Origin of the sequence: Xanthobacter sp. YC-JY1 (genome assembly GCF_021730305.1) — a bacterium.
Taxonomy (GTDB): Bacteria; Pseudomonadota; Alphaproteobacteria; order Rhizobiales; family Xanthobacteraceae; genus Xanthobacter; species Xanthobacter flavus.
The window spans coordinates 58,714-85,614 of record NZ_CP032674.1 but is presented as its reverse complement, the minus strand read 5'-3'; the positions used below and the strand labels follow the sequence as shown (position 1 = coordinate 85,614).

Annotated in this window: 25 protein-coding genes; 9 read left to right on the top strand and 16 right to left on the bottom strand. The window is 69.2% G+C overall.

Annotated elements, in window-relative coordinates:
• Positions 1 to 66: 66 nt before the first annotated feature.
• From D7006_RS00430 to D7006_RS00420, 3 genes are all read right to left on the bottom strand, one after another.
• The gene (locus tag D7006_RS00430; RefSeq protein ID WP_169123534.1) at positions 67 to 1,416 is read right to left on the bottom strand and encodes a S41 family peptidase; all 1,350 of its coding nucleotides are present in this window, start codon (positions 1,414 to 1,416) and stop codon (positions 67 to 69) included.
• Positions 1,413 to 2,801, bottom strand: a complete 1,389-nt coding sequence (locus D7006_RS00425; protein ID WP_237355131.1) for a murein hydrolase activator EnvC — start codon at positions 2,799 to 2,801, stop codon at positions 1,413 to 1,415. The genes D7006_RS00430 and D7006_RS00425 overlap by 4 nt, the downstream gene beginning before the upstream one ends.
• A 93-nt stretch (positions 2,802 to 2,894) precedes the next feature.
• Complete coding sequence (locus tag D7006_RS00420) at positions 2,895 to 4,757, bottom strand: M3 family oligoendopeptidase (protein WP_237357009.1); 1,863 nt, start codon at positions 4,755 to 4,757, stop codon at positions 2,895 to 2,897.
• Between the two features lie 259 nt (positions 4,758 to 5,016).
• Here D7006_RS00420 and D7006_RS00415 point away from each other — a divergent pair, with 259 nt between their 5' ends.
• The 3 genes from D7006_RS00415 to D7006_RS00405 all read left to right on the top strand — a co-directional run bounded on the left by D7006_RS00415 (position 5,017) and on the right by D7006_RS00405 (position 9,730).
• Positions 5,017 to 5,742 carry a response regulator gene (locus D7006_RS00415; RefSeq protein ID WP_237355130.1) on the top strand — a complete coding sequence of 242 codons (726 nt, stop codon included), beginning with the start codon at positions 5,017 to 5,019 and terminating at the stop codon, positions 5,740 to 5,742.
• 96 nt (positions 5,743 to 5,838) lie between these two features.
• Positions 5,839 to 7,839, top strand: coding sequence for a murein L,D-transpeptidase (locus tag D7006_RS00410; protein WP_237355129.1), 2,001 nt, complete (start codon positions 5,839 to 5,841; stop codon positions 7,837 to 7,839).
• Between the two features lie 454 nt (positions 7,840 to 8,293).
• Positions 8,294 to 9,730 carry a DUF882 domain-containing protein gene (locus tag D7006_RS00405; RefSeq protein ID WP_237355127.1) on the top strand — a complete coding sequence of 479 codons (1,437 nt, stop codon included), beginning with the start codon at positions 8,294 to 8,296 and terminating at the stop codon, positions 9,728 to 9,730.
• A 32-nt stretch (positions 9,731 to 9,762) separates the two neighbouring features.
• On the opposite strand, the gene D7006_RS00400 is transcribed toward D7006_RS00405, so the two are convergent.
• The gene (locus tag D7006_RS00400; protein WP_029876550.1) at positions 9,763 to 10,026 is read right to left on the bottom strand and encodes a DUF2312 domain-containing protein; all 264 of its coding nucleotides are present in this window, start codon (positions 10,024 to 10,026) and stop codon (positions 9,763 to 9,765) included.
• Positions 10,027 to 10,227: 201 nt separating this feature from the next.
• Between D7006_RS00400 and D7006_RS00395 the strand changes: the two genes are divergently transcribed.
• Positions 10,228 to 11,160: a DMT family transporter gene (locus D7006_RS00395; RefSeq protein ID WP_237355125.1), complete on the top strand. Its 933-nt coding sequence runs from the start codon at positions 10,228 to 10,230 to the stop codon at positions 11,158 to 11,160.
• 71 nt (positions 11,161 to 11,231) lie between these two features.
• On the top strand, positions 11,232 to 11,765 hold the full coding sequence (locus D7006_RS00390; RefSeq protein WP_237357008.1) for a DUF1036 domain-containing protein: 534 nt from the start codon (positions 11,232 to 11,234) through the stop codon (positions 11,763 to 11,765).
• Between the two features lie 6 nt (positions 11,766 to 11,771).
• Here D7006_RS00390 and D7006_RS00385 read toward each other — a convergent pair whose 3' ends face one another.
• The 9 genes from D7006_RS00385 to obgE form a co-directional block, all read right to left on the bottom strand.
• Positions 11,772 to 12,461 (bottom strand): tetratricopeptide repeat protein, encoded by a 690-nt coding sequence (locus D7006_RS00385; RefSeq protein ID WP_237355124.1) that lies wholly within the window; start codon positions 12,459 to 12,461, stop codon positions 11,772 to 11,774.
• A gap of 138 nt (positions 12,462 to 12,599) precedes the next feature.
• Positions 12,600 to 12,725 (bottom strand): type B 50S ribosomal protein L36, encoded by a 126-nt coding sequence (gene ykgO, locus D7006_RS00380; protein WP_024276737.1) that lies wholly within the window; start codon positions 12,723 to 12,725, stop codon positions 12,600 to 12,602.
• Between the two features lie 146 nt (positions 12,726 to 12,871).
• Positions 12,872 to 13,354 carry a 23S rRNA (pseudouridine(1915)-N(3))-methyltransferase RlmH gene (rlmH, locus tag D7006_RS00375; RefSeq protein ID WP_237355122.1) on the bottom strand — a complete coding sequence of 161 codons (483 nt, stop codon included), beginning with the start codon at positions 13,352 to 13,354 and terminating at the stop codon, positions 12,872 to 12,874.
• A 34-nt stretch (positions 13,355 to 13,388) separates the two neighbouring features.
• Positions 13,389 to 13,754, bottom strand: coding sequence for a ribosome silencing factor (gene rsfS / locus D7006_RS00370; RefSeq protein ID WP_309298257.1), 366 nt, complete (start codon positions 13,752 to 13,754; stop codon positions 13,389 to 13,391).
• 109 nt (positions 13,755 to 13,863) lie between these two features.
• A complete protein-coding gene (locus D7006_RS00365) occupies positions 13,864 to 14,541 on the bottom strand; it encodes a nicotinate-nucleotide adenylyltransferase (protein WP_237357007.1) in 678 nt (225 codons plus the stop codon).
• Positions 14,541 to 15,782, bottom strand: a complete 1,242-nt coding sequence (locus D7006_RS00360; RefSeq protein WP_237357006.1) for a glutamate-5-semialdehyde dehydrogenase — start codon at positions 15,780 to 15,782, stop codon at positions 14,541 to 14,543. The genes D7006_RS00365 and D7006_RS00360 overlap by 1 nt, the downstream gene beginning before the upstream one ends.
• 181 nt (positions 15,783 to 15,963) lie before the next feature.
• Entirely contained in the window at positions 15,964 to 16,911 is a 948-nt protein-coding gene (locus tag D7006_RS00355) for a hypothetical protein (RefSeq protein ID WP_237355120.1), read from the bottom strand.
• Between the two features lie 144 nt (positions 16,912 to 17,055).
• Positions 17,056 to 18,228, bottom strand: a complete 1,173-nt coding sequence (gene proB, locus D7006_RS00350) for a glutamate 5-kinase (protein ID WP_237355119.1) — start codon at positions 18,226 to 18,228, stop codon at positions 17,056 to 17,058.
• A gap of 178 nt (positions 18,229 to 18,406) precedes the next feature.
• On the bottom strand, positions 18,407 to 19,444 hold the full coding sequence (obgE, locus tag D7006_RS00345) for a GTPase ObgE (protein WP_169123281.1): 1,038 nt from the start codon (positions 19,442 to 19,444) through the stop codon (positions 18,407 to 18,409).
• Positions 19,445 to 19,529: 85 nt separating this feature from the next.
• On the opposite strand from obgE, the gene D7006_RS00340 reads away from it, so the two are divergent.
• The 3 genes from D7006_RS00340 to pdeM all read left to right on the top strand — a co-directional run bounded on the left by D7006_RS00340 (position 19,530) and on the right by pdeM (position 22,943).
• Positions 19,530 to 21,710: a primosomal protein N' gene (locus D7006_RS00340; RefSeq protein ID WP_237355118.1), complete on the top strand. Its 2,181-nt coding sequence runs from the start codon at positions 19,530 to 19,532 to the stop codon at positions 21,708 to 21,710.
• Complete coding sequence (locus D7006_RS00335) at positions 21,707 to 22,174, top strand: NUDIX hydrolase (RefSeq protein ID WP_237355117.1); 468 nt, start codon at positions 21,707 to 21,709, stop codon at positions 22,172 to 22,174. Before D7006_RS00340 ends, D7006_RS00335 begins: the two co-directional genes overlap by 4 nt.
• Positions 22,175 to 22,241: 67 nt before the next feature.
• Positions 22,242 to 22,943 (top strand): ligase-associated DNA damage response endonuclease PdeM, encoded by a 702-nt coding sequence (gene pdeM / locus D7006_RS00330; protein ID WP_237355116.1) that lies wholly within the window; start codon positions 22,242 to 22,244, stop codon positions 22,941 to 22,943.
• A 6-nt stretch (positions 22,944 to 22,949) separates the two neighbouring features.
• On the opposite strand, the gene D7006_RS00325 is transcribed toward pdeM, so the two are convergent.
• From D7006_RS00325 to D7006_RS00315, 3 genes are read right to left on the bottom strand one after another with little or no spacing between them, the layout of a single operon-like run.
• Positions 22,950 to 23,546 carry a Smr/MutS family protein gene (locus D7006_RS00325; RefSeq protein ID WP_237355115.1) on the bottom strand — a complete coding sequence of 199 codons (597 nt, stop codon included), beginning with the start codon at positions 23,544 to 23,546 and terminating at the stop codon, positions 22,950 to 22,952.
• Positions 23,543 to 24,835 (bottom strand): murein transglycosylase A, encoded by a 1,293-nt coding sequence (locus tag D7006_RS00320; RefSeq protein ID WP_237355109.1) that lies wholly within the window; start codon positions 24,833 to 24,835, stop codon positions 23,543 to 23,545. Before D7006_RS00320 ends, D7006_RS00325 begins: the two co-directional genes overlap by 4 nt.
• Positions 24,836 to 24,838: 3 nt before the next feature.
• Positions 24,839 to 25,555 (bottom strand): Tim44/TimA family putative adaptor protein, encoded by a 717-nt coding sequence (locus D7006_RS00315; protein ID WP_371745012.1) that lies wholly within the window; start codon positions 25,553 to 25,555, stop codon positions 24,839 to 24,841.
• A 312-nt stretch (positions 25,556 to 25,867) separates the two neighbouring features.
• Between D7006_RS00315 and D7006_RS00310 the strand changes: the two genes are divergently transcribed.
• Positions 25,868 to 26,842, top strand: coding sequence for a tripartite tricarboxylate transporter substrate binding protein (locus D7006_RS00310; RefSeq protein WP_229646119.1), 975 nt, complete (start codon positions 25,868 to 25,870; stop codon positions 26,840 to 26,842).
• Positions 26,843 to 26,901: the final 59 nt, after the last annotated feature.

The following is a 26,901-nucleotide window of genomic DNA, read 5'->3' as shown; positions in this document are numbered from 1 at the left end:
GACGGGGCATTTGCCTAATGTCTAAGCAGATGCCGAACGGCGCGCCGCTCGGCTTCCGTCAGGTCATCAATTGGCCTGCGAGGACTTGTTCGGCGTCGCCGGGAAGGCGGCGTTCTTCACGGTGCCCTTCATCAGCTCGACGGCGAGCTTCAGCTGGGTGTCGTCCTTCGGATCCGGCGGCACGTAGGAGGGCGAGCCGGTCTGCTCGTCGTCGCCGTTCTTGAGGTGGCCCTTCAGCGAGGCTTCGCCACGGGTGGAGTCCGTGGAAACGCCGAGCTTCTGCTTCATCTCATCCGGCAGGTCCTGCACCAGGACGATGTCGGGCTCGATGCCCTTGGCCTGGATGGAGCGGCCCGATGGCGTGTAGTAGCGCGCCGTGGTGAGCCGCAGGGCGCCCTGCTGGCCGAGCGGGATGATGGTCTGCACCGAGGCCTTGCCGAAGGTGCGCGAGCCGAGGATCGTCGCCCGCTTGTGATCCTGCAGCGCGCCGGCGACGATCTCGGAAGCCGAGGCCGAGCCGCCGTTCACCATCACGATCACCGGCTTGCCCTTGGTGAGGTCGCCGCCGCGGGCGTTGAAGCGCTGCGTCTCTTCCGGGTTGCGGCCGCGGGTGGAGACGATCTCGCCACGCTCGAGGAAGGCGTCGGACACCGCCACCGCCTGGTCGAGCAGGCCGCCGGGGTTGTTGCGCAGGTCGATGATGTAGCCCTTGATCTTGTCCGGGCCGATCTTCGCGGTCAGGTCGTCGATGGCCTTCTTCAGGGTCTCGAAAGTCTGCTCGTTGGTGAAGGAGTTGATGCGGATATAGGCGATGTCGTCCGCCTCGATGCGCGAACGCACCGTCTGCAGCTTGATGGTGTCGCGCACCAGCTTCACTTCGATGGGCTTCTCGACGCCCTTGCGCAGGATGGTGAGCGTGATGGGCGTGTTGACCGCCCCGCGCATCTTGTCCACCGCCTCGTTCAGGGTCATGCCCTGCACCTGATCGCCGTCGAGCTTGGCGATGAGGTCGCCGGAGAGCACGCCGGCCTTGGCCGCGGGGGTGTCCTCCATGGGGGTGACGACCTTCACCAGACCGTCTTCCATGATGACTTCGATGCCGAGGCCGCCGAACTCGCCGCGGGTCTGCACCTGCATGTCGCGGTGATTCTTCGCGTCCATGTAGGAGGAGTGCGGATCCAGCGACTGGAGCATGCCGTTGATGGCCGCCTCGATCAGCTTGGCGTCATCGGGCTTCTCGACATAGTCGGAGCGCACGCGCTCGAACACGTCGCCGAACAGGTTGAGCTGCTTGTAGGTATCGGACGACGCGGCCTCGGCCGCGGTCCCGAGGATCAGCCGTGGCTGGACCGCTGCAACCGCCACGAGGGCGCCAGCCGCCACGCCAAAAAGAAAGAGAGACGTCCGACGCATTATCCACGTACCTTCTGACTGTCCGTTGCCGCCCACCATGGCGTGGGGTCGATCGAGAGCCCGTCTTTTCGGAACTCGACATACAATTGGGGCTGTCCCGTGGCCGTCACCGGCGACGTTGAGCCGTTTTGGGCGGATGCGCCGCTGCCCCCCGGACCGCGCTGCACCGTATTGGCCACGGTGCGGGACAGGCCCCCCATGACCCCTACCGGCTCGCCCGCGAGGACGAACTGGCCGAGCTCCACGGTGATCCGTTCCATGCCTGCCACAAGAATATGGTAGCCACCGCCCGCGTTGATAATCAAGAGTTGGCCATAGCTGCGGAAGGGGCCGGCATAGACCACCCAGCCGTCGGCCGGCGCGCTCACCGGTGCGCCCGCGCGGGTGGCGATGGTGATGCCCTTCTCGGTACCTCCGACCCCGTCGGCGGCACCGAAATTCCGCAGCGTCACGCCAGCCACCGGAAGCGGCAGCAAGCCTTTGGCCTGCGGGAAAGCGATGGCCGGCGTCAGGCGCGCAGGGTCCTTCAGGGCCGTCAGGTTGGGCCGGCCGGGTTCCTGCGGGCGCGTGACCGCCTGCGCGGCGTCTGCTGCCCTAGCGGAAGGCCCCACCTCGTTCTCCAGCCTCGTCACGAGATCGTGCACATCGCCGGTGGCCTTGGCGACGCTTTCGGCCTGCGCCTTGTCGGCGGAAGCCAGCGGATGCTCCTCCGCTTGCCGCTTCTGCCGCTCGCCCACCAGCACCGCGAGGCGACGGCTGTCCTCGTCGAGGTCGGTGCGCAGGCTGGTGAGGCTGTCGCGGGCGGACGCGAGTTCCGTGCGCACCCGCGAAAGCTCGGACAGGTCGGAGGCCAATGTTTCCGCCTCCACCCGCAGTTCCGGCAGGAGGGCACCGAGCAGGATGGCCGAGCGCACCGCGTCCAGCGCATCGTCCGGGCGCATCAGGATGGCCGGCGGCGGCTCGCGCCCCATGCGCATCAGGGCGGCCAGCACCTGGGCGAGCACGCCGCGGCGCTTGCCGAGCGACGTGCCGAGGTCCGCGGCGGAGCGATCCAGCTGGGCGATGCGGCCTTCCACATCGATGAGCTGCTGCTCCACCGCACGGGTGCGGGCGGCCGTGTCGAGCAGCATCTGGTTGAGACGGCCGCGATCGCCCTTGGCGGCTTCGAGATCCGCGCGGAGCTGGCGCTGCGCCTCCTCGGAGCCCTTCACGTCGGCCTTCAGCGCGTCGGTGTCGATGCCGGAGCGGTTGGGGACGGGCGGCGGGAGAGGCACCGCGGGCGGCGGCGCGCCAGGCTGGGCGAGGGCCAAGGGAACACGAAGCCACGGCGCCGCGGCCAGGAGGGTCGCGGCCAGCGTCAGGAGGATCAGGACCGACCGCGGCTTCATGAACCGATCCTCAACGAACAGGGTTGAGGATCGGTAAAGCCCAAGGCATGAGCAAGCCGCTTTCTCAGCCTGCGCGCAGGGTCCCGCCCCCGCTCAGCCCTCCATGCTCTCCAGCTCGGAGATCATGCGGTCGATGAGGTTGAGGCCGGTCTGCCAGAAGGCCGGATCGCGGGCATCCAGACCGAACGGGGCCAGCAGCTCCGCATGGTGCTTGGTGCCGCCCGCGGCGAGCATTTCCAGATACCGCTCCGCGAAACCGTCGGACGCCTTCTCGTAGACCGCATAGAGCGAGTTCACGAGGCAGTCACCGAAGGCATACGCGTAGACATAGAACGGCGAGTGGATGAAGTGCGGGATGTAGGTCCAGAAAGTCTCGTAACCCGCACCGAGGTGGATGGCCGGGCCAAGGCTCTCGCTCTGCACCTGCATCCAGATCTCGCCGATCTTCTCGGAGGTCAGCTCGCCCTGCCGGCGCTCGGAATGGACGTGGCGCTCGAAGGTGTAGAAGGCGGTCTGGCGGACCACCGTGTTGATCATGTCCTCCACCTTCTGGGCGAGCATGATCTTGCGGGCCCGGGGATTTTCCGCCGAATCAAGCAGCTTGCGGAAGGTCAGCATCTCGCCGAACACGGAGGCGGTCTCCGCCAGCGTGAGCGGGGTCGGCGCCATCAGCGCGCCCTGGCGGGCGGCGAGCACCTGATGGACGCCGTGGCCCAGCTCATGGGCCAGCGTCATCACGTCCCGCGGCTTGCCCTGGTAGTTGAGCAGCACATAGGGGTGAGCCGACGGCACGGTGGGATGGGCGAAGGCGCCGGGCGACTTGCCGGGGCGGACGGGCGCATCGATCCAGGACTTGTCGAAGAAGGTGCGGGCGATGTCCGCCATCTTGGGCGAGAAGGCGCCGTACGCGGTCAGAACCGTGTCCTTGGCCTCGCCCCAGCCGATGTCGCGGCTTTCCACCTTGGGCAAGGGCGCATTGCGGTCCCAGAACTCCAGCCGCTCCTTGCCGAACCAGCGGGCCTTGAGCGCGTAATAGCGGTGCGACAGGCGCGGATAGGCCTCGCGGATGGACGAGACCATGGCGTCCACGACTTCCTTTTCCACCCGGTTGGCGAGGTGGCGGGAGGAGGCGACATCGGGGAAGCCGCGCCAGCGGTCGGAAATCTCCTTGTCCTTCGCCAGCGTGTTGGTGACGAGGGTGAACAGGCGCAGATTCTTCGAGAAGGTGTCGGCCAAAGCGAGGCCCGCGGTGCGGCGCACCTCCTCCTTCGTGTCCTGCATCAGGTTCAGCGTGGGCTCGATGGCGAGCTCCTGCCCATCCACGTTGAACCGCAGCGAGGAGATCGTCTCGTCGAACAGCCGGCTCCAGGCGCTGCGCGATGGGCTCGACTTCTCGTGGAACAGCTGCTCGATCTTGTCGTCGAGCTGATAGGGCTTGTCCTTCCTGAGATCCTCGATCCACGGCCGGTAATGACCGAGCGCCGGGTCGGCCATGGCCGCCTCCAGCGCCGCGTCGTCGAGCCGGTTCAACTCCAGCGTGAAGAACAGGAGATGCGTGGACGAATCGGTCAGCTTCTCCTGGATGTCGCCATAGAACTTGGCGCGGGCCGGGTCCGAGGTGTCGCCGGCATAGACGAGGCTGCCATAGGAGGCGATGCGGCCGAGGAGGTCGTCCACCGCCTCGTAGCGCTTCACCGCCTCGGCCAGCGCCGCGCCGGCATTGGGGGCGGCGAGGAGGTCGGCGAGCTTGCCCTTGTAGGCGTCCTCGAACGCCTTGCACTCCACATCGGCCTTCGCGATGTCCGCCGCCAGCTCCGGCGCGTCCATGGCGGCATAGAGGTCGGTCAGGTTCCACTCGGGCAGCGTCTCGATGGCTGCGGCGGAAGCGACGGCGGTCTGGGCGGCGTGGCGGGCGGCGGCAAAGGCGCTTTCAAAATCGTGCGAACGAACGGGCATCGCCGAAACGCGGGCAATGACGTGCGGAAGAGTGTGCGGCATGGAACCTCCGGAAACGGGCGGCGCGGTCCGGTTCGGCCGCACCCGCTCTTTTCGATCGTGGCGGACAAAATCGCCGCAATGGCCCTGCGCCGCAAGCCGGGTCGGCAGAGGCGCGGTCGGACATATGGCGACCTTGCGGCATCAGGGTGAGGGGTTCTTAACCATCGCCGCCCAATGTCGGGGACGAATCTCCCCGTACCGAGTCGCCCGCCCCTCCATGTCTTCTTCCCTTCTCATCGTCGAAGACGATTCCGACGAGGCGCGCCGCCTCGACCACGCGCTCACCCGAATGGGTTACCGCTGCACCATCGCCCATGACGGCGACGCGGCTCTCGCCCTTCTCGGGGCGGAGCGATTCGACGCGGTGCTGCTCGATCTCGTGCTGCCCGGTCTCGACGGTATGGGTGTTCTCGCGGCCCTTGCGGCGGCGGGAGACGACACCCCGGTCGTGGTTCAGGTGACCCCCGCGGGCCTCGACGCCGCCGGCGGCGCGATCCGCGCCGGCGCGCGGGATTTCGTGGTGAAGCCGGCCGGCGCGCTCCGCCTGGAGGTAGCGCTCGGCAATGCGGTGGCGCTCGCGCGGGCCGCAGCGTCCAGCCGCCCGGCCCCGCAGCGGGCCCCGTCGCCCGTCGCTCAGGACAATGTGATCGCCTTCCCCTCGGCAGCGGTGCAGGCGCGCCAGGAGCGCGCCGAAGAGGAGATGATCGGCTCCGCATTCGCCCGTCTGGACGCCTCCGGCCACGCCCGCAGGCTCGACCAGATCGAGGCCGAAGCCATTCGTTTCGCTTGCCACCTCTATGGTGGGCGGATGGCGGAGGTGGCCCGCCGACTCGGCATCGGCCGCTCGACGCTCTACCGCAAGCTCGCCGAGCTGGGCGAGACAGAGGTAGAGACCAACCATCAGATGGAACCGTCAGCGGCACAATTTGTTGCTGCCGAGTGACAAGACACCACAAACCCGGCATTCGCCCAAGCTTGTGAGTTGATCGAAGCCGCCCGGCACGGCACCAACACAGCGGGTGGAGGCGAGGAGAGCACAATGGGTATCGCTCAGCGTGAGGTTAGCGTCGCGGGCACGTTGTGCCGGCTGATGAGCGCTGGCCTGGTCGGCCTCTCCCTCGGCGTCGCCCCGGCCGCCGGAGCAACGGGCGACATTCCCGTCACCGCAAATGCCGGCATGGGCACAGGTGATATCGGCACGAGTGATGCCGCGCCCTCCGGCGCCCGCGCGACCGGCGGTGTCGACGGCGCCGGCGATGCCGCCGTCCCCCTTACCACGCCCCTGCCCCCGGCCGCCGCGGCGCCCGCGGCCCCGGCCTATGCGCCCCGTGCCGCCGCTCCCACCTCGGTCGCGAGCCCGGTTCGCGGCGGCGTCGATTCGGCTGGCGACAGCCCGGCACCCGCCCCGGTCCAAGCTCCTGCAGCAGCCCAGGCCAACCCGCCCCCCGTAATTCCCGCCCAGCCGGCTCCCGCCCAGGCCGCGACACCCGCGCCCGCGCCGCAGCCTCAGGTCGCCGCCAACCCGCTCGCGCCGGTCAGCGAGGCCATCGCCGCGCTCCTCGCCACGCCCGAGGCCATCACTACCTCCAAGAAGGAGCAGGAGGCGCTCGCGACCTTCTATGGCGCGCGCCAGACCTTGCCGGTGTTCGTGACCGATACCGGGCTCGATGCGCGCGGCAAGGCCGTGATTGCGCGCCTGGATGCCGCTGGCGAAGACGGTCTCGATCCCGCCGACTATCAGGTGCCCGTGCCGAAGAAGGGCGCCTCGGCCGCCGATCTCGCCCGCACGGAGCTGAAGATCGCCGTCGCCGCCATGACCTATGCGCGCCATGCGCAGTCCGGCCGCTTCGATCCCGGCCGCATCTCTTCGCTGGTCACCCCGGTGCGCGATATCCCGGACCCGACCGCGGCCCTCACCAAGATCGCCTACGCGCCCGACGCCAACGCCGCGCTCGCCGCCTTCAACCCGCCCCACCCCGGCTACAAGGCGCTGAAGGCGCAGCTTGCCAGGGCGAACGGCAGCGCGCCCACTGTCCCCGCGATCCCGCCCGGCCCGCAGGTGAAGCCCGGCGCGAGCGACCCGCGCATGCCCACTTTGCGCGCCCGCCTCGGCGTCATCGGCAAGCCCGGGGATGATCTCGTCTACGACCCCGCGCTGGTCGAGGCGGTCAAGGCCTTCCAGGAAGCCTCGAAGATCAAGCCCACCGGCATCATCGGCCCGGCCACGCTCGCCGCGCTCAATGTAGGGGCCACCAGCGGCGGCGGCAGCCTGCGCAACGATGTCATCGCCAACATGGAGCGCTGGCGCTGGCTGCCGCGCGACCTCGGCGAAAAGTACGTGATGGTCAACATCCCCGAGTTCATGGTGCGCATTAACCAGGACGGACGGGTGATCCATGAGACCCGCGTCGTGGTGGGCAAGCCGGAGACGCCGACTCCGCTGCTCACCCGGGACATGCAGTATATCGTGGTGAATCCGGCCTGGAACATCCCGCCGAGCATCGCCCGCAATGAGATGATGCCGCTGCTGCGCAGCGATCCCAGCGCCCTCGCCCGTCGCGGCATCCAGGTGGTGCGGAACGGCTCGGGCGGCTACTCGTTCCGGCAGGATCCGGGTGAGCGCAACGCCCTGGGGCGCATCAAGTTCATGTTCCCCAACGACCATTCGGTCTATCTGCACGACACGCCGTCCAAGGCGCTGTTCCAGAACGACCGCCGCGCCTACAGCCACGGCTGCGTGCGCGTGTACGAACCGCTGAAGTTCGGCGAGGTCATCTTCAACATGGGCCTGCCGGGTGACACCTGGAGCGAGCAGCGCATCTCCAAGATGTTCGGCGGCTCCGAGCGCTACATCAACCTGAAGCAGCGCTTCCCGGTCCACATCGTCTATTTCACCGCCTTCGTGGATGAGGCCGGCCGGCTGGTGATGCGCGAGGATTTGTACGGCATCAACGCGGCCACGAAGACCCATCTCGGCCTCAACGGAAAGCAGCGAATCGCCGACGGCGCGCCACCCAAGACCGCGCCCCGCGCCCGCTGATCGGCACAGCATAGAGAAGGCCCGCTCCGGCGGGCCTTCTTTTTTATCAGCAGCTTAGCTTGTACCCGCCAAAATAGCCGCGACAACCTGCCGCGATTTTCGCCGGAACGTCAGCACTACTGCCCCTTGCCTGATGCATGGAGGCCACAGCCCCACGCAACGTCTGGCACGTTTTCGCCATACTCCGCCGCTACTCACGGGACCGTGACCCGGGGCAAGGCAATCTGCCGGCTTCGGTGAGCTGGGGGAGCTGGGTGTCAACGCACCCTTAACCGAACCCGACAAGACTCCGTCTCCATCGCTTCGCGGCAACACATCGCGAAGTCCTTGAAATCTGAGCCTCGGGTTCGAGACATTGGCCATCCCCACCACGCCTGAAACCGTCCGACTTACGCGCCGCCCCCGCGGCCCTCGCGGTCGGTTCGCCTTTCAGGCGATCCTGCCATCCTTGGCCATGGCGGGAAGTCTCATCCTTGCCGGCACCACCTCGCTGCAGAATGCGGTCGCCAACGGTGACACCCGCACCATCACCCTGCACCACACCCATTCCGGCGAGAGCGGCAGCTTCACCTTCAAGAAGGACGGACGCTACGACCAGGCGGTGCTGGCCCAGCTGAATCACTTCCTGCGCGACTGGCGCAACCAGAAGTCGACCCAGATGGATCCCCAGCTGTTCGACATCGTCTGGGAAGTCTACCGGGAGGTGGACGCCAGCGCGCCGATCCAGATCGTCTCGTCCTACCGCTCGCCGGAAACCAACTCCATGCTGCGCGCCCGCTCCAGCGGCGTGGCGAAATTCTCCCAGCACATGCTGGGCAAGGCGATGGACTTCTACATTCCGGGCGTGAACCTCACCGACCTGCGCGTCGCCGGCCTGCGGCTCCAGCGCGGCGGCGTGGGCTTCTATCCCACCTCCGGCTCGCCTTTCGTCCACATGGACACCGGCAGTGTGCGCCACTGGCCGCGCATGACCCACGATCAGCTCGCCCGCGTCTTCCCGGACGGCAAGACCGTGCATGTCCCGACCGACGGCCGGCCGCTGGCGAAATACGACGTGGCGCTGGCCGAGCTTCAGGCACGCGGCTCCAAGCCCGGCGTGGGCGTCGCAAGCGCCGGCAAGGGCAAGAACTTCTTCGCCAGCCTGTTCGGCAAGAAGGATGCGGATGACGACGAGGGCGGCGAAACCCCGACCGCCGCCTCCTCCACGGTCGCGTCGGCCGAGGACACCGCCAGCCGCGAGACGCCGGCTTCCGCCCCCGCCCGCGCGGTGCGGACCGCGTCCGCCACCATGCCCATTCCACCGACCCGGCCGGCCGAAATCGTCGCCGGCGCCATGGTCAGCGCGCAGGCGACGCGCAACGGCTTCCTCGCGCCGCTGCCCCTGCCCCGCCCGGCGGAGGCCAACCGCGACACCCGCACCGCCAGCCTGACTTCGGCGCCCGTTCCGCTGCCCTCCGTCATCACCCGCGGCACGGACGGGGAGACCGGACCGGTCCTCGGCTACGCCTCCGCCGGCTCCATGATGGATCAGCGCATGCCGCTGACGGGCGGCTTCATGGCCGGCGCGCACGGACATGCGGCTACCGTGGCAACGGCGCCAGTGGCCGCGACAAGCGCTCCGGCGAGCGCACGTCAGCGCACCAAGCTGTCCGAGATCGCCTTCGGGCGGCTGTTCCTGTCGCCGAGCCTCTCCAACGAGCTTTATCTGCGCGTGCCGGAGATGCGGCAGCTGGCGACCTTCATGGCGCCGCCGCGTGAAGTGGTGGCGACGGCCTTCTCGCGGGACGGCTCATTCGGCCTCAAGGCCCGCTTCGCCGGCACCGCCGTGGCGGACCTGCCGACTTACGTGTTCCGTGCGCCCCAAGTGGCCTACAACAGCCAGCGCATGTGATCCGCGCGGGGCGGCCTCCGCCCGCTGCCGTCTCAGACGAAGATGCCCAGCGCCTGCATATAGAGATCGACGATGGCCTCGTGCTCCTTGCGCTCGTCGACGTCTTCCTTGCGGATTTTCAGGATGGTGCGCAGCGCCTTCACGTCGAAGCCGTTGGCCTTGGCTTCGGCGAACACGTCCTTGATGTCGTCGGCAATGGCCTTCTTCTCCTCCTCGAGGCGCTCGATGCGCTCGATGAAGGACTTGAGCTGTTCCTTGGCAAAGCCCGCGGGGGAATCTGAAACGTCTTCCGCCACCTGGACGGTCTCCTTGGGTTCCGCCGCACGTCCGTCGAGGCCATGCCGGGCCGGCGCGCGGGTCAAAGGGTGGAGCCGCGATGGCTCCGGAGGGAACGCTGATAGAGGCGGGCCGAAAGCCGCGCGTCAAGGATGCGTCCCCGCTTTCCACCCTGCCGGTGATCCACAACCGGCCCGAGACAAGCGGCGGGACAGGTTTTCGTGAGCAAAAACCCCTCCCTCACGCTGGCGTTCGGTACCTTGATGCTGACGCTCGGGGCGCTGGCCATGGGCGCTTCGGTGCTGTTCGTCCGCCTCGCGGATGTGGGGCCCTTCGCCAGCGCCTTCTGGCGGGTAGCGCTGGCCGTGCCGCCACTGGCCCTGTGGGCCGCTCTCGCCGAGGGCAAGCGCGCCTTCCGGCCCGACCGGCTGTCGCTGCTGGCCGGTGCCTTCTTCGCCGGAGACCTGTTCTTCTGGCATCTCGCCATCCTCGGCACGACCGTCGCCAACGCCACCGTGCTCGCCACCACGTCACCCCTGTGGATCACGGCCTTCGCGGTGCTGGTGCTGCGCCAGAAGGTGTCCCGTGACGGGCTGATCGGCCTCGCGCTTTGCATCGCGGGGGCTCTGGCGCTGGTGGGGCGCTCCTGGCAGTTCGATCCGCAGCATCTGCCGGGGGACGCCGCGGGGCTCGCGACCGCGGTGTTCTTCGCGGGCTATTTCCTCACCGTCAGCCGGGCCCGTGCCTCGCGCGGGGCGGCAGCGATCACCCTCGTCTCCACCGCCACCACGGCGCTGATCCTGCTGGCGGTGGCCCTCATCGCAGAGCCGACCTTGTGGCCCGCCAGCGCCGGCGGTCTTGCGGCGCTGGTGGCGCTGGCCCTCGTCTCGCAGGTGGGCGGACAGGGGCTGATGGCGGTGGGCCTTGCCTCCGTGCCGCCGACGTTCGGCGCGCTGGTCTTTTTTCTGGAGGTGGCCTCCGCCGCAGCGCTGGGCGCCCTGCTTCTGGATGAGCCCATTACCGTGCTTCAGGCGGCGGGTGGCGCGCTGATCCTTGCCGGGATCATGGCGGCCCGTCCGCGCGCGCGTCCGGCCCTCACGGGAGAGGTCGGGATGGAGACGTCCGGCACCGGCTACCGGGAGGGCAGGCATTGACGCCCCGGCCCCCGCGAGGCACACAACGTCTCATCATGCCCTTCGCCGCCACGCCCCTCCGCTTCGACGGCATGCCCGAACCCTGCGCGGCCGGCCTCACCGCGCCGGACCGGGGGGCGCGCCATTCGCCAAGGAGCCTCGCGCTCCTGCTCGGCGCCACCCTCGCGCTCGGCATCGGCGCCACCCTCATTCCCACCCCCGCTGCCGCCGAGTTCCGGCTGTGCAACCGCACCCAGAGCCGGGTGGGCATCGCCCTCGGCTACAAGGATGGCGACGCCTGGGCCACCGAAGGCTGGTGGAACGTCGCGGCCAACAGCTGCGAGACGCTGCTGCGCGGCGACCTCTCGGCGCGCTTCTACTACCTCTATGCCGTGGATTACGACCAAGGCGGCGAGTGGGCCGGCAAGGCTTACATGTGCACTCGGGAAAAGGAATTCACCATCAAGGGCGCCGAGGACTGCCTCGCCCGCGGCTTCGACCGCACCGGCTTCTTCGAGGTGGACACGCAGGAGCAGAAATCCTGGACGGTTCAGCTCACGGAATCGAGCCAGACCAAGCAGGGTCAGGCCCCCGTCCCCCTGCCGCCGCCTCGGGCGAAGCCCTGAGGCGGATCAGATCGGCCGGCCCTCGACCTTGATGGTGAGCTGGCTCTCAAGCTCACTCGCCCCATCGAGGTGCGGATTGACGGCGAGCGCCTGGCGCACCGCCTGCAAAGCGCGCTTGTCGTCGCCAAGGTCCCGCATGATGAGGGCGAGGCCGTAGAGCATGGCGAAATGGCGCGGCTCGCGCGCCAGCACTTCCCGGATGTCCGCCAAGGCGGCCCCATAGTCGTCGCGCATGTAGAGGATGGTCGCCCGTCGGCTGAGCGCGCCGATATAATCGGGCTCGATCTCGATCACCTCGTCCAGCAGTTGCAGGGAGAGGTCCGTCTCCTTCGCCTCCGCGGCGGCCGCCGCCCGGGCCATGAGGAGGTCAGCGCTGGGACTGCCGGAATCGCCGAAAATCTGGTCGAGCCGGTCGGCGATCATCTTGGCGCTGCGATCGTCGGGCGCGACCTTCAGGGCGGCGAACAGGCCTTCCACCTGGGTGCGTTTGTCCTTCGGCAGGCGCGGGCGCGCCGGGGCGGAATCGGTCGGGCTGGCGGACGGAGGGCCGGGCTGCGGCATGGCCTTGTCGCCGCGCAATGGCTGCGCCTGCGCGAGGCCACCGAAGATCGCGATGGAGAGAGCGGCGGCGAAGCCGAGACGGGCGGCACGGAGCGTGCGGCTGGCGGGGGCGGGAGGCATCGCGCGGAAGATCATCGGCGAAGTGTCCGCCGCGTTGCACGCGCCGTCAACAGTTGCGCCGGCCGCGGGGAGGCCCTGGGCCGGCGCAAGAGATCACATCTGCTCAAGACCGCCGCCCTGACCGATCGGGTCCGGCGGCGCTCAGGCCGGGCTTCAGCCCTGGCGCGCCTTGTAGCGCTTCTGGGTCTTGTTGATGATGTAGACGCGGCCCTTGCGGCGCACGAGACGGTTCTCGCGGTGACGGCCGAGCAGCGACTTGAGGGAATTGCGGATCTTCATGACAAACTCGCTCGTGTCGAATTTCGGAGCCGACCGCGGCGCGCTTGCCGCGCGGCCTATCGACACCGGGAATTGGATCGGAGCCGGCGTGATAAGGGGCCGGGACCCGGATGTCAATGCAAGCAGCCAATTCCCGCGCCGCGCCCTCACGCGCGATGGTAGGGATGCCCGGCAAGGATAGTGACCGCCCGATAGATCTGCTCCGCCAGCATGACGCGCACCAGCTGATGCGGAAACGTGGCCGTGCCGTAGGCGATCAGCAGGGTCGCCCGCGTCCGCACCTCTTCCCCGAGGCCGTCCGCGCCGCCGATGACGAAGGCGAGGGCGGAGAGCCCGCCATCCCGATCGGCAGCAATGCGGCGGGCGAAGTCCTCGCTGGAAAGGTTGCGCCCGCGCGGATCGAGCACCACCAGCCCTGCCCCCGCCGGAAGCGCCGAGAGGAGGGCCGTCGCTTCCTCGGCCATGCGGTCCTCGGCGCGGCGGGCGGCGGATTCGGCGATCTCGATCATGTCGCACGGGCCGAGGCCCAAGGGCCGGCCGGCGGGACGGATGCGGTCGACGTAGCGGGTCACGAGCTCACGCTCGGCGCCCGCTTTCAGCCGGCCGACACAGGCGAGGACGAGGCGCACGTCGTCTAAAGACCCGCCAGAACCGGAAACGCCATCAGGAACGGGGCGTCCCGGCCCACATCTTCTCGATATTGTAGAAGTTGCGGACCTCGGGCTGGAAGACGTGCACGATCACGTCGTTCGCGTCGATGAGCACCCAGTCACAGGCCGGCTGGCCTTCCACGCGCACGTGCTTGATCCCCGCCGCCTTGAGCGCCTCGATGAGGTGCTCGGCGATGGCGCCCACATGCCGCTGCGAACGGCCGGAGGCGATCACCATGTAGTCGGCGATGGAGGTCTTGCCGCGCAGGTCGATGGAGACGATGTCCTCAGACTTGTCGTCTTCCAACCGGGCTTGGACGAGGGCGAGAATTTCCGCAGCGTCTGGAAGCGCCTCGGAAACCGTGGCGGGCGGTGTCATCTCAGCGGCCGCCATAAGTGCCGTCGTGGACAGGGGTCCAAATCCTCTCGCTCAAGGCGACGGTCCAAACCGTCGCACCCCGTCAGAATGCCTGCAAATCAATGAATTTTCAAGACGTGTGGCAGGCAGCCTCCATCCGGTGCCCTTCCGGCAGTGCACGAGCCGCCCGGATTCCCGTTGAAGACAGGGGCGATTTCAGCCCGTGGAGGAACACCCAGGCGGGCGGCGCGCAGTTCGCCAGGAGCCGCGCCTCATGCTCGCCCAGACGATATCGCGCCAGCGCCTGCGCGGCCGGAGAGGCGGTCGCGGCCAGACTCTGGCCCATGCGGTCCACCACCGCGATGGGCACGAGGTCGGCGATGCCGCGCCAATGCTGCCAGCGGTCGAAATGGGCGAGGTTGTCCGCCCCCATGATCCAGACGAAGCGCACGCCCGGCAGCCGCCGCACGAGATAGGCCAGCGTCTCGTAAGTGTAGCGGGTGCCGATGCCGGCCTCGAAACCGGTGACATCGATGCGCGGATGGCGCGCCACCGCGCGGGCGATGGCGATGCGCTCCTCCAGCGAGGGCAAAGCGCGATTGTCCTTCAGGGGGTTGCCCGGCGTCACCAGCCACCACACCCGGTCTAGGCCGAGCCGCCGCAGGGCGAGGAGGCTCGCCGCGCGGTGGGCGGCATGGGCGGGGTTGAAGCTGCCCCCGAACAGCCCGACGCGCAGGCCCTCCGTGACGAAGGGCAGGCGCCGCGCGGCACGCGGCGTCACGGGCTCCACAAGGGGGCCGGACGACATCACGGACGGGTCTGTCCCGACCCGTGGATGCGGTACTTGAAGGAGGTGAGCTGCTCGGCCCCCACCGGACCGCGCGCATGCATCCGCCCGGTGGCGATGCCGATCTCGGCGCCGAAGCCGAACTCGCCACCATCGGCGAACTGGGTGGAGGCATTGTGCAGCACGATGGCGCTGTCCACCTCGGCGAGGAAGCGGTCGGCCGCCGCCGCATCCTCGGTGACGATGGAATCGGTGTGGTGCGAGCCGTGCGCCTCGATATGGGCGATGGCGTCGCCCACCCCGTCCACCACCTTCGCGGCGATGATGGCGTCGAGATATTCGGTGTCCCAATCCTCGGGAAGGGCCGGCTTCACGCGCGCATCGACCGCCTGCACCTCGGCATCGCCGCGGATCTCGCAGCCGGCGTCGATCAGCATCTCCACCAGCGGCTTGAGGTGGGTTCCGGCCACCGCCCGGTCGATCAGCACCGTCTCGGCGGCGCCGCAGACGCCGGTGCGGCGCATCTTGGCGTTCAGCACCACGGTCTTCGCCATGTCGAGGTCGGCGGCCTTGTCCACATAGACGTGGTTGATGCCGTCGAGATGGGCGAACACCGGCACCCGCGCGTCGCTCTGCACCCGTGCCACGAGGCTCTTGCCGCCACGGGGCACGATCACGTCCACGGTGTTGCCGAGGCCCGCCAGCATGTAGCCCACCGCCGCGCGGTCGGGCACGTTGACGAACTGGACCGCATCCTCGGGCAGACCGGCGGCGGCGAGCCCGGCGACGAAGGCACGATGGATGGCGCCGGAGGAATTCAGGCTGTCCGAACCGCCGCGCAGGATCACGGCATTGCCGGCGCGCAGGCACAAAGCGGCGGCATCGGCCGTCACATTCGGCCGGCTCTCGTAGATGACGCCGATCACGCCGAGCGGCGTGCGCACGCGCTCGATGATGAGGCCGTTGGGGCGGGTCCAGCGCTCGGTGACGAGGCCGATGGGATCGGCCAGCTCCGCCACCTGCTCCACCCCCTCGGCCATGGCCTCCACCCGCGCCGGGGTGAGGGTCAGCCGGTCGAGGAAGGAGCCGGTCATGCCCTCCGCCTTGGCCTTGGCCACATCGATGGCATTGGCCGCGAGGATTTCACCAGATGCCGCGCGGATCGCTGCGGCTGCGGCCTTGAGCGCCTGCGTCTTCGCCTCGGGCGCGGCGAGGGCGAGGCTGCGGGCGGCGGCGCGGGCGCGCTTGCCCATGGCCAACATCACCCCCTCCAACTCCGCCGGCGGCACAGGCCGGCCCGCGGTGGCGGCGGCATCGGTGCGAAGGGCGGAGGCGGTGGACATGGGATGACTCTCGAAAGCAGGACAGGACGTTGGCCCTCATATGGGGGCGCGGTTCCTCCCTAGCACATTGCCCGCCGGGTGCGACAGGTGGGCGCGGGGATCAGAAGTCCTCGGGCGGCTCGTTGGGGTCCCGATCAAGGAGCGGAGCTGACGGCGCGTCCTCGGAAACCTGGCGGAGATAGGCGAAGGCGAGCGAAACGTAGGCGGCGAGAGCGATCGCGCCAATGACAGACATGATCCCGGAGAGGAGGCCGTTGATGAGGGCCGGGATGAACGGCATGCCGGGCGTCTCGAACGACCGCATTTCCAGGTGAAACGGCCCAAGGGGCGTGGATTTCGTCTGCGATACGACGTGCATGTCCGTCGCCGAGAACGAGCCGAAGAGCAACTGCACGGGCAGCACCACGACAATGACGGCCGCCAGCATGGCGAGCGAGAGGAGCAATGTGCCGCCAACGAGCCGCAGAGTATTTCCGCGCCCCAGACGCCAGACGTCGTTCCATGGCATCGGCTGCCCGATCGACCGGGACGGCAGCCTGAGGCTCAGCCGGGTGACGACACCGATCCCGACGAGCCAGATGGCAACCACGCCAACGACACCAACCAATGTCGACGCGCTGCCATTTCGCAACAGGGCGACGATGGAAGCGATGACGGCGCCGGAGAGCACCACCAGAATGACAGCTGCCAGAAACAGGATAAGGGAATCGAACAGGTAGGTGAGGCCGCGAATGCCGAGCGGGCCCATGGTCGCGGCATTGAAGCCGCCTGATCCCCGCAGCACTTCGTTATGGGTCAGCAACGCCAGATAAATGAAGGCGAAGCCCTCTATTGCGTTCAGCCCGTAGATCTTCACGAACGCCATCGCAGTGGGCGGTTGTCCGGACTCGACAACATCCCCCAGCATGATGACGCCAACGTAATTCCAGGCCAGCGTTCCAACCGCATAGATCAGCGCCACGATCCAATGCTTGCGCAGAACCGTCAGCGTCCACCGATAGGTGAATTTGAGCGCCTCGAAGACGGGAAACTTCACGCGCTGGGCCATCACGAGGCGCCTATGGGAGGCGACGCGGACGACGGGCGACGGCGCGCCCCTCGCCCCCGCGATCACAACCGCTATCCCGCCGCACACAACCTGTCGAGCGGTTTCAGCGCCTTACCCGGCGGTACCGCGTTGTGCTGGGGACGTTCACTCCACCCCGAGCGCCAGATCGTCCCGATGCACCATCTCGGAGCGGCCCTTCACCCCCAGCAGCGCCTCGATCTCCGAGGTGGAGTGTCCCATGATCCGGGCAGCGTGGTTGGAATCATATGCGACGAGGCCGCGCCCCACTTCGGCGCCGTCGGGACCGCGCAGCACCACGGCGTCGCCGCGGTCGAACTGGCCGTCGATGCGCTTCACACCGGCCGGCAGCAGGCTCGCCCCACGGCGCAGCGCCGCCACCGCACCGTCATCGAGATGCAGCGTCCCGCGCGGCTCCAGCGCCCCGGCGATCCAGCTCTTGCGGGCGCGCACGGGATTGGCGGAGGTGAGGAACCACGTGCAGCGGCCGCCCTCCATGATGCGCTTCAGCGGATTCTTCACATGGCCGGAGGCGATCACCATGTGGGTGCCGGCGGAGGTGGCGATCTTGCCGGCCTCGATCTTGGTACGCATGCCGCCGCGGGACAGCTCGGAGCCGGCATCGCCCGCAATGGCCTCGATCTCGGCGCCGATGCGCGGCACCACGGGGATAAGCGTCGCGTTGGGATCCTGCGCCGGCGGGGCGGTATAGAGCCCGTCAATGTCGGAGAGCAGCACCAGCAGGTCGGCGCTCGCCATGGTGGCGACGCGGGCGGCGAGGCGATCATTGTCGCCGTAGCGGATCTCGGTGGTGGCGACGGTGTCGTTCTCGTTGATGATCGGCACGGAGCGTAGCTCCATCAGCCGGCCGAGGGTGGAGCGCGCGTTGAGATAGCGGCGGCGCTCCTCGGTATCCCCCAGCGTCAGCAGCACCTGCCCGGCGGTGATGTTGTAGTGGCCGAGGATGTCCGCCCAGGTCTTGGAGAGCGCGATCTGCCCCACGGCGGCAGCGGCCTGGCTGTCCTCCAGCTTCAGCGGCCCGGCCGGCAGGCCGAGCACGGTGCGCCCCAGCGCGATGGCGCCGGAGGAGACCACCATCACCTCGCAGCCCTTGGCGTGCAGGGCCGCGATGTCCTCCACCAGCGAGGTCAGCCAGGCGAGGCGCACCCGGCCCTGCGCCCGATCCACCAGAAGGGCCGAGCCCACCTTGATGACGATGCGGCGGAAATCGGCGAAGGCGGGCGTCTTCGCCTGCGCATCGGAGGACGACTCGAAGGAAGCAGTCTCGGGGGAGGCCATGGAGTTGTGAACCGGCAGGGCACTTCAGGCGTACGGGCGGCGCACGTCGGTGCGGGAGTCATCCCCCTTGAAGAGGAGCGGCACGTCATGCGCCTTGGCCACGGCATAGGCCATAGGCCGCCCGAAGTTCAAGCCCAGCGGCCTATGAGCGACCCGAATGGCGAACCGGCGCAGCGCCCTACGGCCGCCATCCGTCGCGCGGCGCGGCCTCTTCCTTCTCGACGCCGCGGGCCTCTTCCACGACCGAAAGAAGCGCCCTCAGCGCCTCCTGCACGCCCTGGCCGGACGAGGCGGAGAGGAGCAGCGGCTTCTTCTTGGCCGCGCGCTGCAGGCGCTCCTTCTGCTGCTTGAGCAGTTCGGGCGAGAGGGCATCCACCTTGGAGAGGGCGACGATCTCGGGCTTCTCGTCGAGCCCGTTGCCATAGGCGGCAAGCTCGGCGCGCACGGTCTTGTAGGCCTTGCCGGCATGCTCGGAGGTGCCGTCCACCAGATGCAGCAGCGCGCGGCAGCGCTCCACATGGCCGAGGAAGCGGTCGCCGATGCCGACACCCTCATGGGCGCCCTCGATCAGGCCGGGAATGTCGGCGAGGACGAACTCGCGCCCGTCCACCCGCACCACACCGAGACCGGGGTGCAACGTGGTAAAGGGATAATCGGCGATCTTGGGCTTCGCCGCCGTGGTGGCCGCAAGGAAAGTGGACTTGCCGGCATTGGGCAGGCCGACGAGGCCAGCGTCGGCGATCAGCTTCAGCCGCAGCCAGATCCACCGCTCCTGACCCTCGAGGCCGGGATTGGCGCGACGGGGCGCCTGGTTGGTGGAGGTCTTGAACTGGGCGTTGCCGAAGCCGCCATTGCCGCCTTCGAGCAGCCTGATGCGCTGGCCCACTTCGGTGAGGTCGGCGAGGATGGTCTCCTCGTCCTCGTCGAGGATCTGGGTACCGGCCGGCACCTTCAGTACAGCGTCCGCGCCCTTGGCGCCGGTACGGTTGGCGCCCCGGCCGTGGTCGCCCTTCTTGGCCTTGAAGTGCTGCTGGTAGCGATAGTCGATCAGCGTGTTGAGGCCGTCGACGCACTCGATCCACACGTCACCACCGCGCCCGCCGTCGCCGCCGTCGGGACCGCCGAACTCGATGAACTTCTCGCGCCGGAACGAGACGCACCCTGCCCCGCCGTCTCCGGAGCGCACATAGACCTTGGCCTGATCGAGGAATTTCATGGGTTCGAGGTAGACGCGCGCAACATGGAACGCAAGGGGAGAAACCCCCTTTGACCTTTCTCGCGCGCCGGACCAAAAGACGAACATGAGCCCGCGCACCGTCGACGTCCTGCTCCCCCTCGGCCTCGACGCCGCCTATTCCTACCTCCTGCCAGAGGGGATGGAGGTGTCGCCCGGCGACCTCGTGCATGTGCCGCTCGGCACCAAGAGCGTCATCGGCGTTGTCTGGCCGCGCGCGCAGGCGGCCGGCGGCAAGGCGGTGGAGGCCGGCAAGCTCAAGGCGGTGAAAGCCAAGCTGGATTATGTTCCGCTGCCGCCCGACCTCATCAGGCTCATCGACTGGATGGCCGACTACACGTTGGCGCCGCGCGGCATGGTGCTGCGCATGGCCTTGCGGCATGGCGAGAGCCCGGGCGCGGCGCGCGAGCGGGTGGGCGTGCGGCTCACCGGCACGGCGCCGGCGCGCATGACGGCGGCCCGCGCGCGGCTTCTGGACACGCTCGCGGACGGCTTCGTGCGCGGCAAGACCGAGGCGGCGCGGGAAGCCGGCGTCTCCCCCTCCGTGGTGGACGGGCTGGTGGATGACGGCACGCTGGAAGCCGTCGTGCTGCCGCCCGAGCCCGCCGCCTACCCGCCCGATCCCGACCATGCGGTGCCCGAGCTCTCGCAGCCGCAGTCGGAGGCGGCGGCGGCCATGGTCGCGGCGGTGAAGGCGAAGGCGTTCGCAGTCCACCTGCTCGATGGCGTCACCGGCTCCGGCAAGACGGAAACCTATTTCGAGGCGGTGGCGGAGGCGATCCGCGCCGGCAAGCAGGCGCTGATCCTGCTGCCGGAAATCGCCCTCACCCAGGCTTTCCTCGACCGCTTCACCGAGCGCTTCGGCGTGAAGCCGGCGGAATGGCACTCCGGCGTCTCCACCCGGCGCCGCGCGAAGGTGCTGAACGAGGTGGCGTCCGGTGCGGTGAAGGTAGTGGCGGGGGCGCGCTCCGCCCTGTTCCTGCCGTTCCGCGACCTCGGCCTCATCATCGTCGATGAAGAGCACGACCCCGCCTACAAGCAGGAGGACGGCGTCTGCTACCACGCGCGGGACATGGCGGTGGTGCGGGCGCGCCTCGCCTCCGCGCCCATCGTGCTGGCCTCGGCGACGCCCTCCATCGAGACCGAGGTGAATGCACGGCGCGGGCGCTATCGGCGGCTGGCCCTCCCCGTGCGGTTCGGCGGCGCCAAGGTGCCCGGCCTCTCCCCCATCGATCTGCGCAAGGAAGGCCCGCCGCGCGGCCGCTGGATCGCGCCGCGGCTGGAAGCGGAGATCAACACCACGCTGGAGGCGGGCGAGCAGGCCCTGCTCTTCCTCAACCGCCGGGGCTATGCGCCGCTCACCCTGTGCCGTTCCTGCGGCCACCGGATGCGCTGCCCCTCCTGTACCGCCTGGCTGGTGGAGCACCGCTTCCGCCGCCGTCTCACCTGCCACCATTGCGGCTATCAGGCGCCGGTGCCGGAGAAATGCCCCGCCTGCGACGCGCCGGACAGCCTCGTTCCGGTCGGGCCGGGCGTGGAGCGGCTTCAGGAAGAGGTGCAGACCCTCTTCCCCAATGCCCGCGCCCTCGTCCTCTCCTCGGACCTGCTCGGCGGGGTGGAGCGGATGCGCGCCGAGCTCGATGCGGTGGCGAAAGGCGACGTGGATGTGGTGGTGGGCACCCAACTCGTCGCCAAGGGCCACAATTTCCCCGGCCTCGCTCTAGTGGGCGTGGTGGATGCGGACGTGGGTCTCGGCCATGGCGACCCGCGCGCCGCCGAGCGAACCTTCCAACTGGTGCATCAGGTGGCCGGGCGCGCCGGGCGCGGCAAGGCGGAGGGGCGCGGCTTCATCCAGACCCACATGCCCGAGCATCCGGTGATGCGCGCGCTGGTGACGGGGGATCGTGACGCCTTCTACGACGTAGAGATCGCCTCCCGCGAGGAAGCGCACCTGCCCCCCTTCGGCCGCATGGCGGCGCTCATCGTGTCCGCCAGCGAGGCTCACGTGGCAGAAGGCCATGCCCGGCGCCTCGCCACCTCCGCGCCCATCGTGCCGGACGTGCGCATCCTCGGCCCGGCGGAAGCCCCGCTCGCCATCCTGCGCGGGCGGCACCGCTGGCGCCTGCTGGTGCGCTCGCCGCGCAACTTCGACCTGCCCGCCTATCTCAGGGAATGGCGGGCCGTCGCGCCAAAGGTGACGGGCAACATCAAGGTGGCCATCGACGTGGACCCGCAGAGCTTCCTGTGACGACAGGCGATGCCATCGACCGCCCCGCCGCCCGGCTCCTCGTGCTCGACGCGCAGGACCGGCTGCTGCTGTTCCGCTTCGCCTATGCCGAAGGCGTGCTTGCCGGGAACGTCTTCTGGGCGCCGCCCGGCGGCGGACTTGAGCCGGGCGAGACCTATGAGGCGGCCGCCTGCCGCGAGCTTCTGGAGGAAACCGGCCTTCGGATTGCCCATCCCGGCCCTGCCGTCGCCCGCCGCGAGGTCTCGTTCACGATGCCGGACGGGCAGAGGGTCCGCTCGCGGGAGGTCTATTTCCTCGTGCGTGCGCCAGGCCTCGTCGTCTCGTCCACTGGCTGGTCGGAGGATGAGCGCAAGGCGCTGGTGCACCACGCCTGGTGGAAAAGAGACGCGCTGGCCTCCCTCGCCGAGCAGGTCTGGCCGGAGGATGTCGCGGCCATGCTGGCTGAGGCCGGCATCTGGCGCTGATGGTGCCTCAATGCCGGCGCCAACGTCGCGCTTGCTCGCGTCACGCCATTGGGCAAAATCCGCCGCCATGCTCGCCCTCGCCGAATCAGCGGACCTCTCCCTCGCGCGGATCAATCTCCGCGGCGCAGAGCTGGAGCTTGACCCGTCCGGTGCCCTGCTCTGGCCGGACGAGCGGCTGATGGTGGTGGCGGACCTTCACCTCGAAAAAGGCTCCGCCTTCGCCCGCCGCGGCCAGATGCTGCCGCCTTACGACACGCTCGATACGCTGAAGCGCCTCTCCGCCGTCGTCGCCTTGCACCAGCCGCGCATGGTGATCGCGCTCGGCGACAGCCTGCACGATCGCTGGGCCGGCGAGCGCATGGCCGACCCGCTCCGCGACGAGATCCGTCGCATCCAGTCGGGGCGCACCTTCGTCTGGATCGCCGGCAACCACGATCCCCTGCCCCACGATCTCGGCGGCGAGGGCACCGCCATGCTCGCCCTCGGCCCGCTTCTCTTCCGCCATGAGCCGGAAGAGGGGCCGGCGCCGGGCGAGGTGTGCGGTCATCTCCACCCCGCTGCGCGGGTGGTGATGCGTGGGCGTGGCGTGCGGCGGCGGTGTTTCGTCACCGATGGCAGCCGCATGATCCTTCCGGCCTTCGGCGCCTATGCCGGCGGGCTGAGTGTCGCCGATCCCGCCATTGGCCGCCTGTTCCCGACGCGACGCTTCACCGCCCACCTGCTCGGGGCCGGCCGCACCTACGGAATGCCCGCGTCCGCTTGCCTCTGAAGGGGCTCAGCGCCGGCGGCGGATACGGACATAGAGCGCACCCTCCCCGCCATGGCGGCGCCCGGCGGATTCGAATCCCACAACCACCGCCCGCAGATCAGGCTCGGCGAGCCACAGCGGCACCGCGCGCTTGAGCACGCCCCGGCCCTCGCCGAAGGCCGGCCCGGAACTCATCAGGCGTTCGGGATCGCCCTTGCCGGTGATGACCAGCACCAGCGCGTGCCCGCTGGCCTGTGCCTCCATCAGGAACAGGCGCAGCCGGCGATGGGCGGCCGCCTGGGTGAGGCCGTGCAGGTCCAGCCGGGCATCCACCTCGGCCCCGCGGGTGAGGCGGCGGCGGGTCTTGGGCTCCAGCGCGGCAAGGGGCGGGGGCGGCGGGGAAGCGGGGGCGACGGCCGCCTTGGGCGGGGTGCCGGCCTTGGCTTTCGCCTTCGCCTTCGGCTCGGGCGGTGGCTCGACGACGGCTGGCGGTTCGGGGGCGGCCACAATGGCCGGGGCGCCAACGGGCTTTTCAGGCCGCAGCCGCTTCACCGAGCGCACCACATGGTCCCACAGCGCGCGCTCCTCCGCATCGAGGATCCGCCGGCGGCCTCGGCGACTCATGGTGCGCCTCCGGAGCCCACCCTGGCGAAGCGCGGCACCAGCATGGTGAACGTGCCGGGATGCCGGATACGGCCCGCCACGGCGCCCGCCGCATCGCCGGCACCGAAGAACAGGTCCGCCCGCGCCGGACCGACGATGGCCGAGCCGGTGTCCTGCGCGATCATCAGCCGGCGGAAAGGCTCGGCGGTGCCGGGGGCGGAGAGCGGCAGGTCCGCCTCCACGAAGATGGGCGTGCCGTAGGTGTGGAGCTTGCGGTCGACCGCGAGCGAGCGCCCCGCCGTGAGCGGCACGCCCTGCGCGCCCATGGCCCCGGCGTCGACGCCCAGCGGCAGGGCCTTGAAGAAGACGAAGGAAGGGTTCTCCCGGCGCAATGCGCGGCCCGCCGCAGGATCCGCCTCCATGAAGGCGCGGATGCGCGCCATGGACATCTCTTCCCGCGGCACCAGCCCCCGCTGGATCAGGAGCCGCCCCACCGGCAGATAAGACTGGCCGTTGAAGCCGTCATAGCCGAGCCGAAGAATGCGTCCATCCGGAAGGCGCACGCGTGCGGAGCCCTGGATCTGCATGAAGAACAGGTCAACGGGGTCTCTGAGCCACACGATCTCCAGCCCGCGCCCTGCCAAGGCGCCATCCTCGATGGCGGCGCGATCGTGATACGGCACGAGGGCTCCGCCCTCCCGCCGGAAGGCGGAGCCGGAATTGGGCGTGGCACCGGGGCCGGTCATGACGAGATCGTCAGGGCGCCCATAGACGGGAACGTCGAAGCCGTTGCCGGGCTGGAGCGCGCCTTCCACCTCCGGCTCGTAATAGCCGGTGTAGTAGCCGCCCGCGCTGCCCTCCGGAATCACGCGCCACGCGCGGAAATTCGCCTCGAAGAACAGGCGGGCGAGACGAGGAGAGGGTGCGTCCGGACCGAGCCGCGCGGCGGCGGAGCAGGCGTGACGCAGGCCCTGCCGGAGCGTTGGCGCGGAGGCCGGCCCGACCTCCGCCGGCGGCGTCTTCAAAGCCGCGCAGCTGACCCGGAACGTCGCGAGGGCGGCGGCAAGGTCGTCAGAGGTCCAGCCGGCCAGGTCGGTGAAGGCGACGGGCTCAAGCCGGGCGCCGGGCACAGCGGGAACGATGGGCTGGAGCGACATGGCCGATGAAGATGCGGGCGGAACGCGGTCGGCAGCGTCGGCGGACATCGCCGAAAGCAGCGCCACCACAGCCCCCGCGAGGATCGCGCCTCGTGCGGCAGCGCCGGGAGCGGCGCGCCGCACGCCGGTTGTGACGGCGCGCGCCTGTGCCATGGGCTACTGGGCGGCTTCCGTCGCCACCAGCTTCCAGTTGGGGTCGCGCGTGCCGAGATCGCGGGCGAAGGTCCACACGTCGGTCACGTCGGCTACCGTGTCCGGGCTGCCATCCACCACCGCCCCGTCGGGGCCGCGGGTGACGGAAATGAGCTTCGACACGAAACGGACGGTCAGCTGCGCATTGGTCCCGCGCACGGTGACGTCCTGCAGGTCCGCCGATTCGATGGAGACGAAGCGCGATTCCATCGTCTCCTTGCGGCTCTCGCGGTCGGCGATGGCGGAGACGAAGCCGTCAAAGACGTCCTTGGCGAGGAGGTCCTTGAGCTGGCGGCGGTCGCCGGCCGCGAAGGCGGTGACGATCATCTCATAGGCCGCGCGAGCGCCGGTCAGGAAGTGCTTGGCATCGAAGTCCGGCTCGATGCGGGCGATCTCGTCGAGTGCGGCGGCGGTCGCGGACCCTTCGGCCGCAACGCCCTCCCAGCGGAAAGCGGGCACTTCAACCTCGACAGGTCCTGCGGCCACGGGCGGCGGGCCGTTGCGCTCCGGCAGGGGCACCACCTTACCCTCGGGGGCTGGCTGCGGCGGCCGGGCGGTATCGCGGGAATAGGGGTCATAAGGCGGCCGCTCGCGCCCCGTCCTCTGCCCCAGCACGCTGCGCAGCCGCACGAAGATGAAGACCGCAAGGGCCAGGAAGATGATCGTGTAGATGTCCAGCACTGCGCTTCGCCATGCCTCTCGGGCGCGCCGATCTTCGGCCCGCCGGGTTGCCTCGACCGGTTGCGCGCACCCCGCTGCGCGCGCTTCCTGCCCATCAGCTTATGTACGTCGAAGCTGCCGTATCGCCAGCCCCTGCGCCTCAGAAGCTCACATTTTCCAAGGAAGCTTAAGCCACCGGGGGCGCCGGCGCCACCTCCCGCCGGAAGATCGCGGCGGCTGTCATCGCCTTGACCTATAGGAGGCACTGACCTACGGTCATTCAAAACGATTAGATTTCGGCCAAAGAAGCCGAATGTCAGGGAGAGAGACACCATGCGCCGGTTTCTGATGGCGGGGCTCGCCCTCGCCGTATCCTCTTTTGCCGCCCTTTCACCGAACGCCGCGACGGCGGCCTATCCCGACCGCCCCATCACGCTCATCGTGCCGTGGAACGCCGGCGGCGGAACCGATGCGGTCGCGCGCATCGTCGCCTCGCTTCTCGAGAAGGACCTCGGCCAGCCCATCGCGGTGGTGAACCGCACCGGCGGGCAGGGCGTGGTGGGCCATCAGGCCATCGCCGACGCGACGCCGGACGGCTACACCATCGGCATCATCACCGTGGAGATCGGGATGATGCACTGGCAGGGCCTGACCCAGCTCACCGGCGCCTCCTACACCCCCCTCGCCCTTATGAACGAGGATCCTGCCGGCGTGCAGGTCCGCGCCGACGCCGCCTACAAGACGCTCGACGACCTCATCGCCGACATCAAGGCCAACCCCGGCAAGTTCAAGGCTTCCGGAACCGGCCAGGGCGGCATCTGGCATCTTGCCCTCGCCGGCATGCTGTCCTCCCTGAAGCTCGATCCGAAGAGCGTGCCGTGGGTGCCGTCCAACGGTGCGGCGCCCGGCCTGCAAGACCTCGTGGCGGGCGGCGTGCAGGTCGTCACCTGCTCCATCCCCGAGGCGCGCTCGCTCATCGACGCCAAGCGCGTGAAGAGCCTCGCCATCATGGCGAGCGAGCGCTCCAAGCTGATGCCCGATATTCCCACCCTGAAGGAAGCCACAGGCAGCAGCTGGACCATCGGCGCGTGGCGCGGCTTCGCCGCCCCCAAGGGCCTCGACAAGGCGGCCTCGGACAAGCTGCAGGCGGCCCTCAAGAAGGTCTACGACAGCAAGGAATATCAGGACTTCCTCACCAACCGCGGGTTCGGCGGGCGCTATGCGGACGGCCCCGGCTTCGCCGAGTTCATGGCCAAGGCGGATGCCTCGCTCGGCGCCGTCATGAAGGAAGTCGGCCTCGCCAAATAGCGACGGCGCCTGAACGCGGCGGCCCTCGCCGCCGCTTCCTCCCCGCGACGCCGGAGCCG

What these genes read in the sequence shown, in the direction of transcription:
- D7006_RS00365 (WP_237357007.1), bottom strand. Translation starts at nt 14,541, where the DNA reads ATGTCGTCCGGCCCCCTTGTGGAGCCCGTGACGCCGCGTGCCGCGCGG.
- D7006_RS00385 (WP_237355124.1), bottom strand. Translation starts at nt 12,461, where the DNA reads ATGATCTTCCGCGCGATGCCTCCCGCCCCCGCCAGCCGCACGCTCCGT.
- D7006_RS00405 (WP_237355127.1), top strand. Translation starts at nt 8,294, where the DNA reads ATGGCGGGAAGTCTCATCCTTGCCGGCACCACCTCGCTGCAGAATGCG.
- D7006_RS00425 (WP_237355131.1), bottom strand. Translation starts at nt 2,801, where the DNA reads ATGAAGCCGCGGTCGGTCCTGATCCTCCTGACGCTGGCCGCGACCCTC.
- D7006_RS00360 (WP_237357006.1), bottom strand. Translation starts at nt 15,782, where the DNA reads ATGTTGGCCATGGGCAAGCGCGCCCGCGCCGCCGCCCGCAGCCTCGCC.
- D7006_RS00340 (WP_237355118.1), top strand. Translation starts at nt 19,530, where the DNA reads ATGAGCCCGCGCACCGTCGACGTCCTGCTCCCCCTCGGCCTCGACGCC.
- ykgO (WP_024276737.1), bottom strand. Translation starts at nt 12,725, where the DNA reads ATGAAGATCCGCAATTCCCTCAAGTCGCTGCTCGGCCGTCACCGCGAG.
- proB (WP_237355119.1), bottom strand. Translation starts at nt 18,228, where the DNA reads ATGGCCTCCCCCGAGACTGCTTCCTTCGAGTCGTCCTCCGATGCGCAG.
- pdeM (WP_237355116.1), top strand. Translation starts at nt 22,242, where the DNA reads ATGCTCGCCCTCGCCGAATCAGCGGACCTCTCCCTCGCGCGGATCAAT.
- D7006_RS00410 (WP_237355129.1), top strand. Translation starts at nt 5,839, where the DNA reads ATGGGTATCGCTCAGCGTGAGGTTAGCGTCGCGGGCACGTTGTGCCGG.
- D7006_RS00415 (WP_237355130.1), top strand. Translation starts at nt 5,017, where the DNA reads ATGTCTTCTTCCCTTCTCATCGTCGAAGACGATTCCGACGAGGCGCGC.
- D7006_RS00420 (WP_237357009.1), bottom strand. Translation starts at nt 4,757, where the DNA reads ATGCCCGTTCGTTCGCACGATTTTGAAAGCGCCTTTGCCGCCGCCCGC.
- D7006_RS00325 (WP_237355115.1), bottom strand. Translation starts at nt 23,546, where the DNA reads ATGAGTCGCCGAGGCCGCCGGCGGATCCTCGATGCGGAGGAGCGCGCG.
- D7006_RS00310 (WP_229646119.1), top strand. Translation starts at nt 25,868, where the DNA reads ATGCGCCGGTTTCTGATGGCGGGGCTCGCCCTCGCCGTATCCTCTTTT.
- D7006_RS00355 (WP_237355120.1), bottom strand. Translation starts at nt 16,911, where the DNA reads ATGGCCCAGCGCGTGAAGTTTCCCGTCTTCGAGGCGCTCAAATTCACC.
- obgE (WP_169123281.1), bottom strand. Translation starts at nt 19,444, where the DNA reads ATGAAATTCCTCGATCAGGCCAAGGTCTATGTGCGCTCCGGAGACGGC.
- D7006_RS00320 (WP_237355109.1), bottom strand. Translation starts at nt 24,835, where the DNA reads ATGGCACAGGCGCGCGCCGTCACAACCGGCGTGCGGCGCGCCGCTCCC.
- rsfS (WP_309298257.1), bottom strand. Translation starts at nt 13,754, where the DNA reads ATGACACCGCCCGCCACGGTTTCCGAGGCGCTTCCAGACGCTGCGGAA.
- D7006_RS00390 (WP_237357008.1), top strand. Translation starts at nt 11,232, where the DNA reads ATGCCCGAACCCTGCGCGGCCGGCCTCACCGCGCCGGACCGGGGGGCG.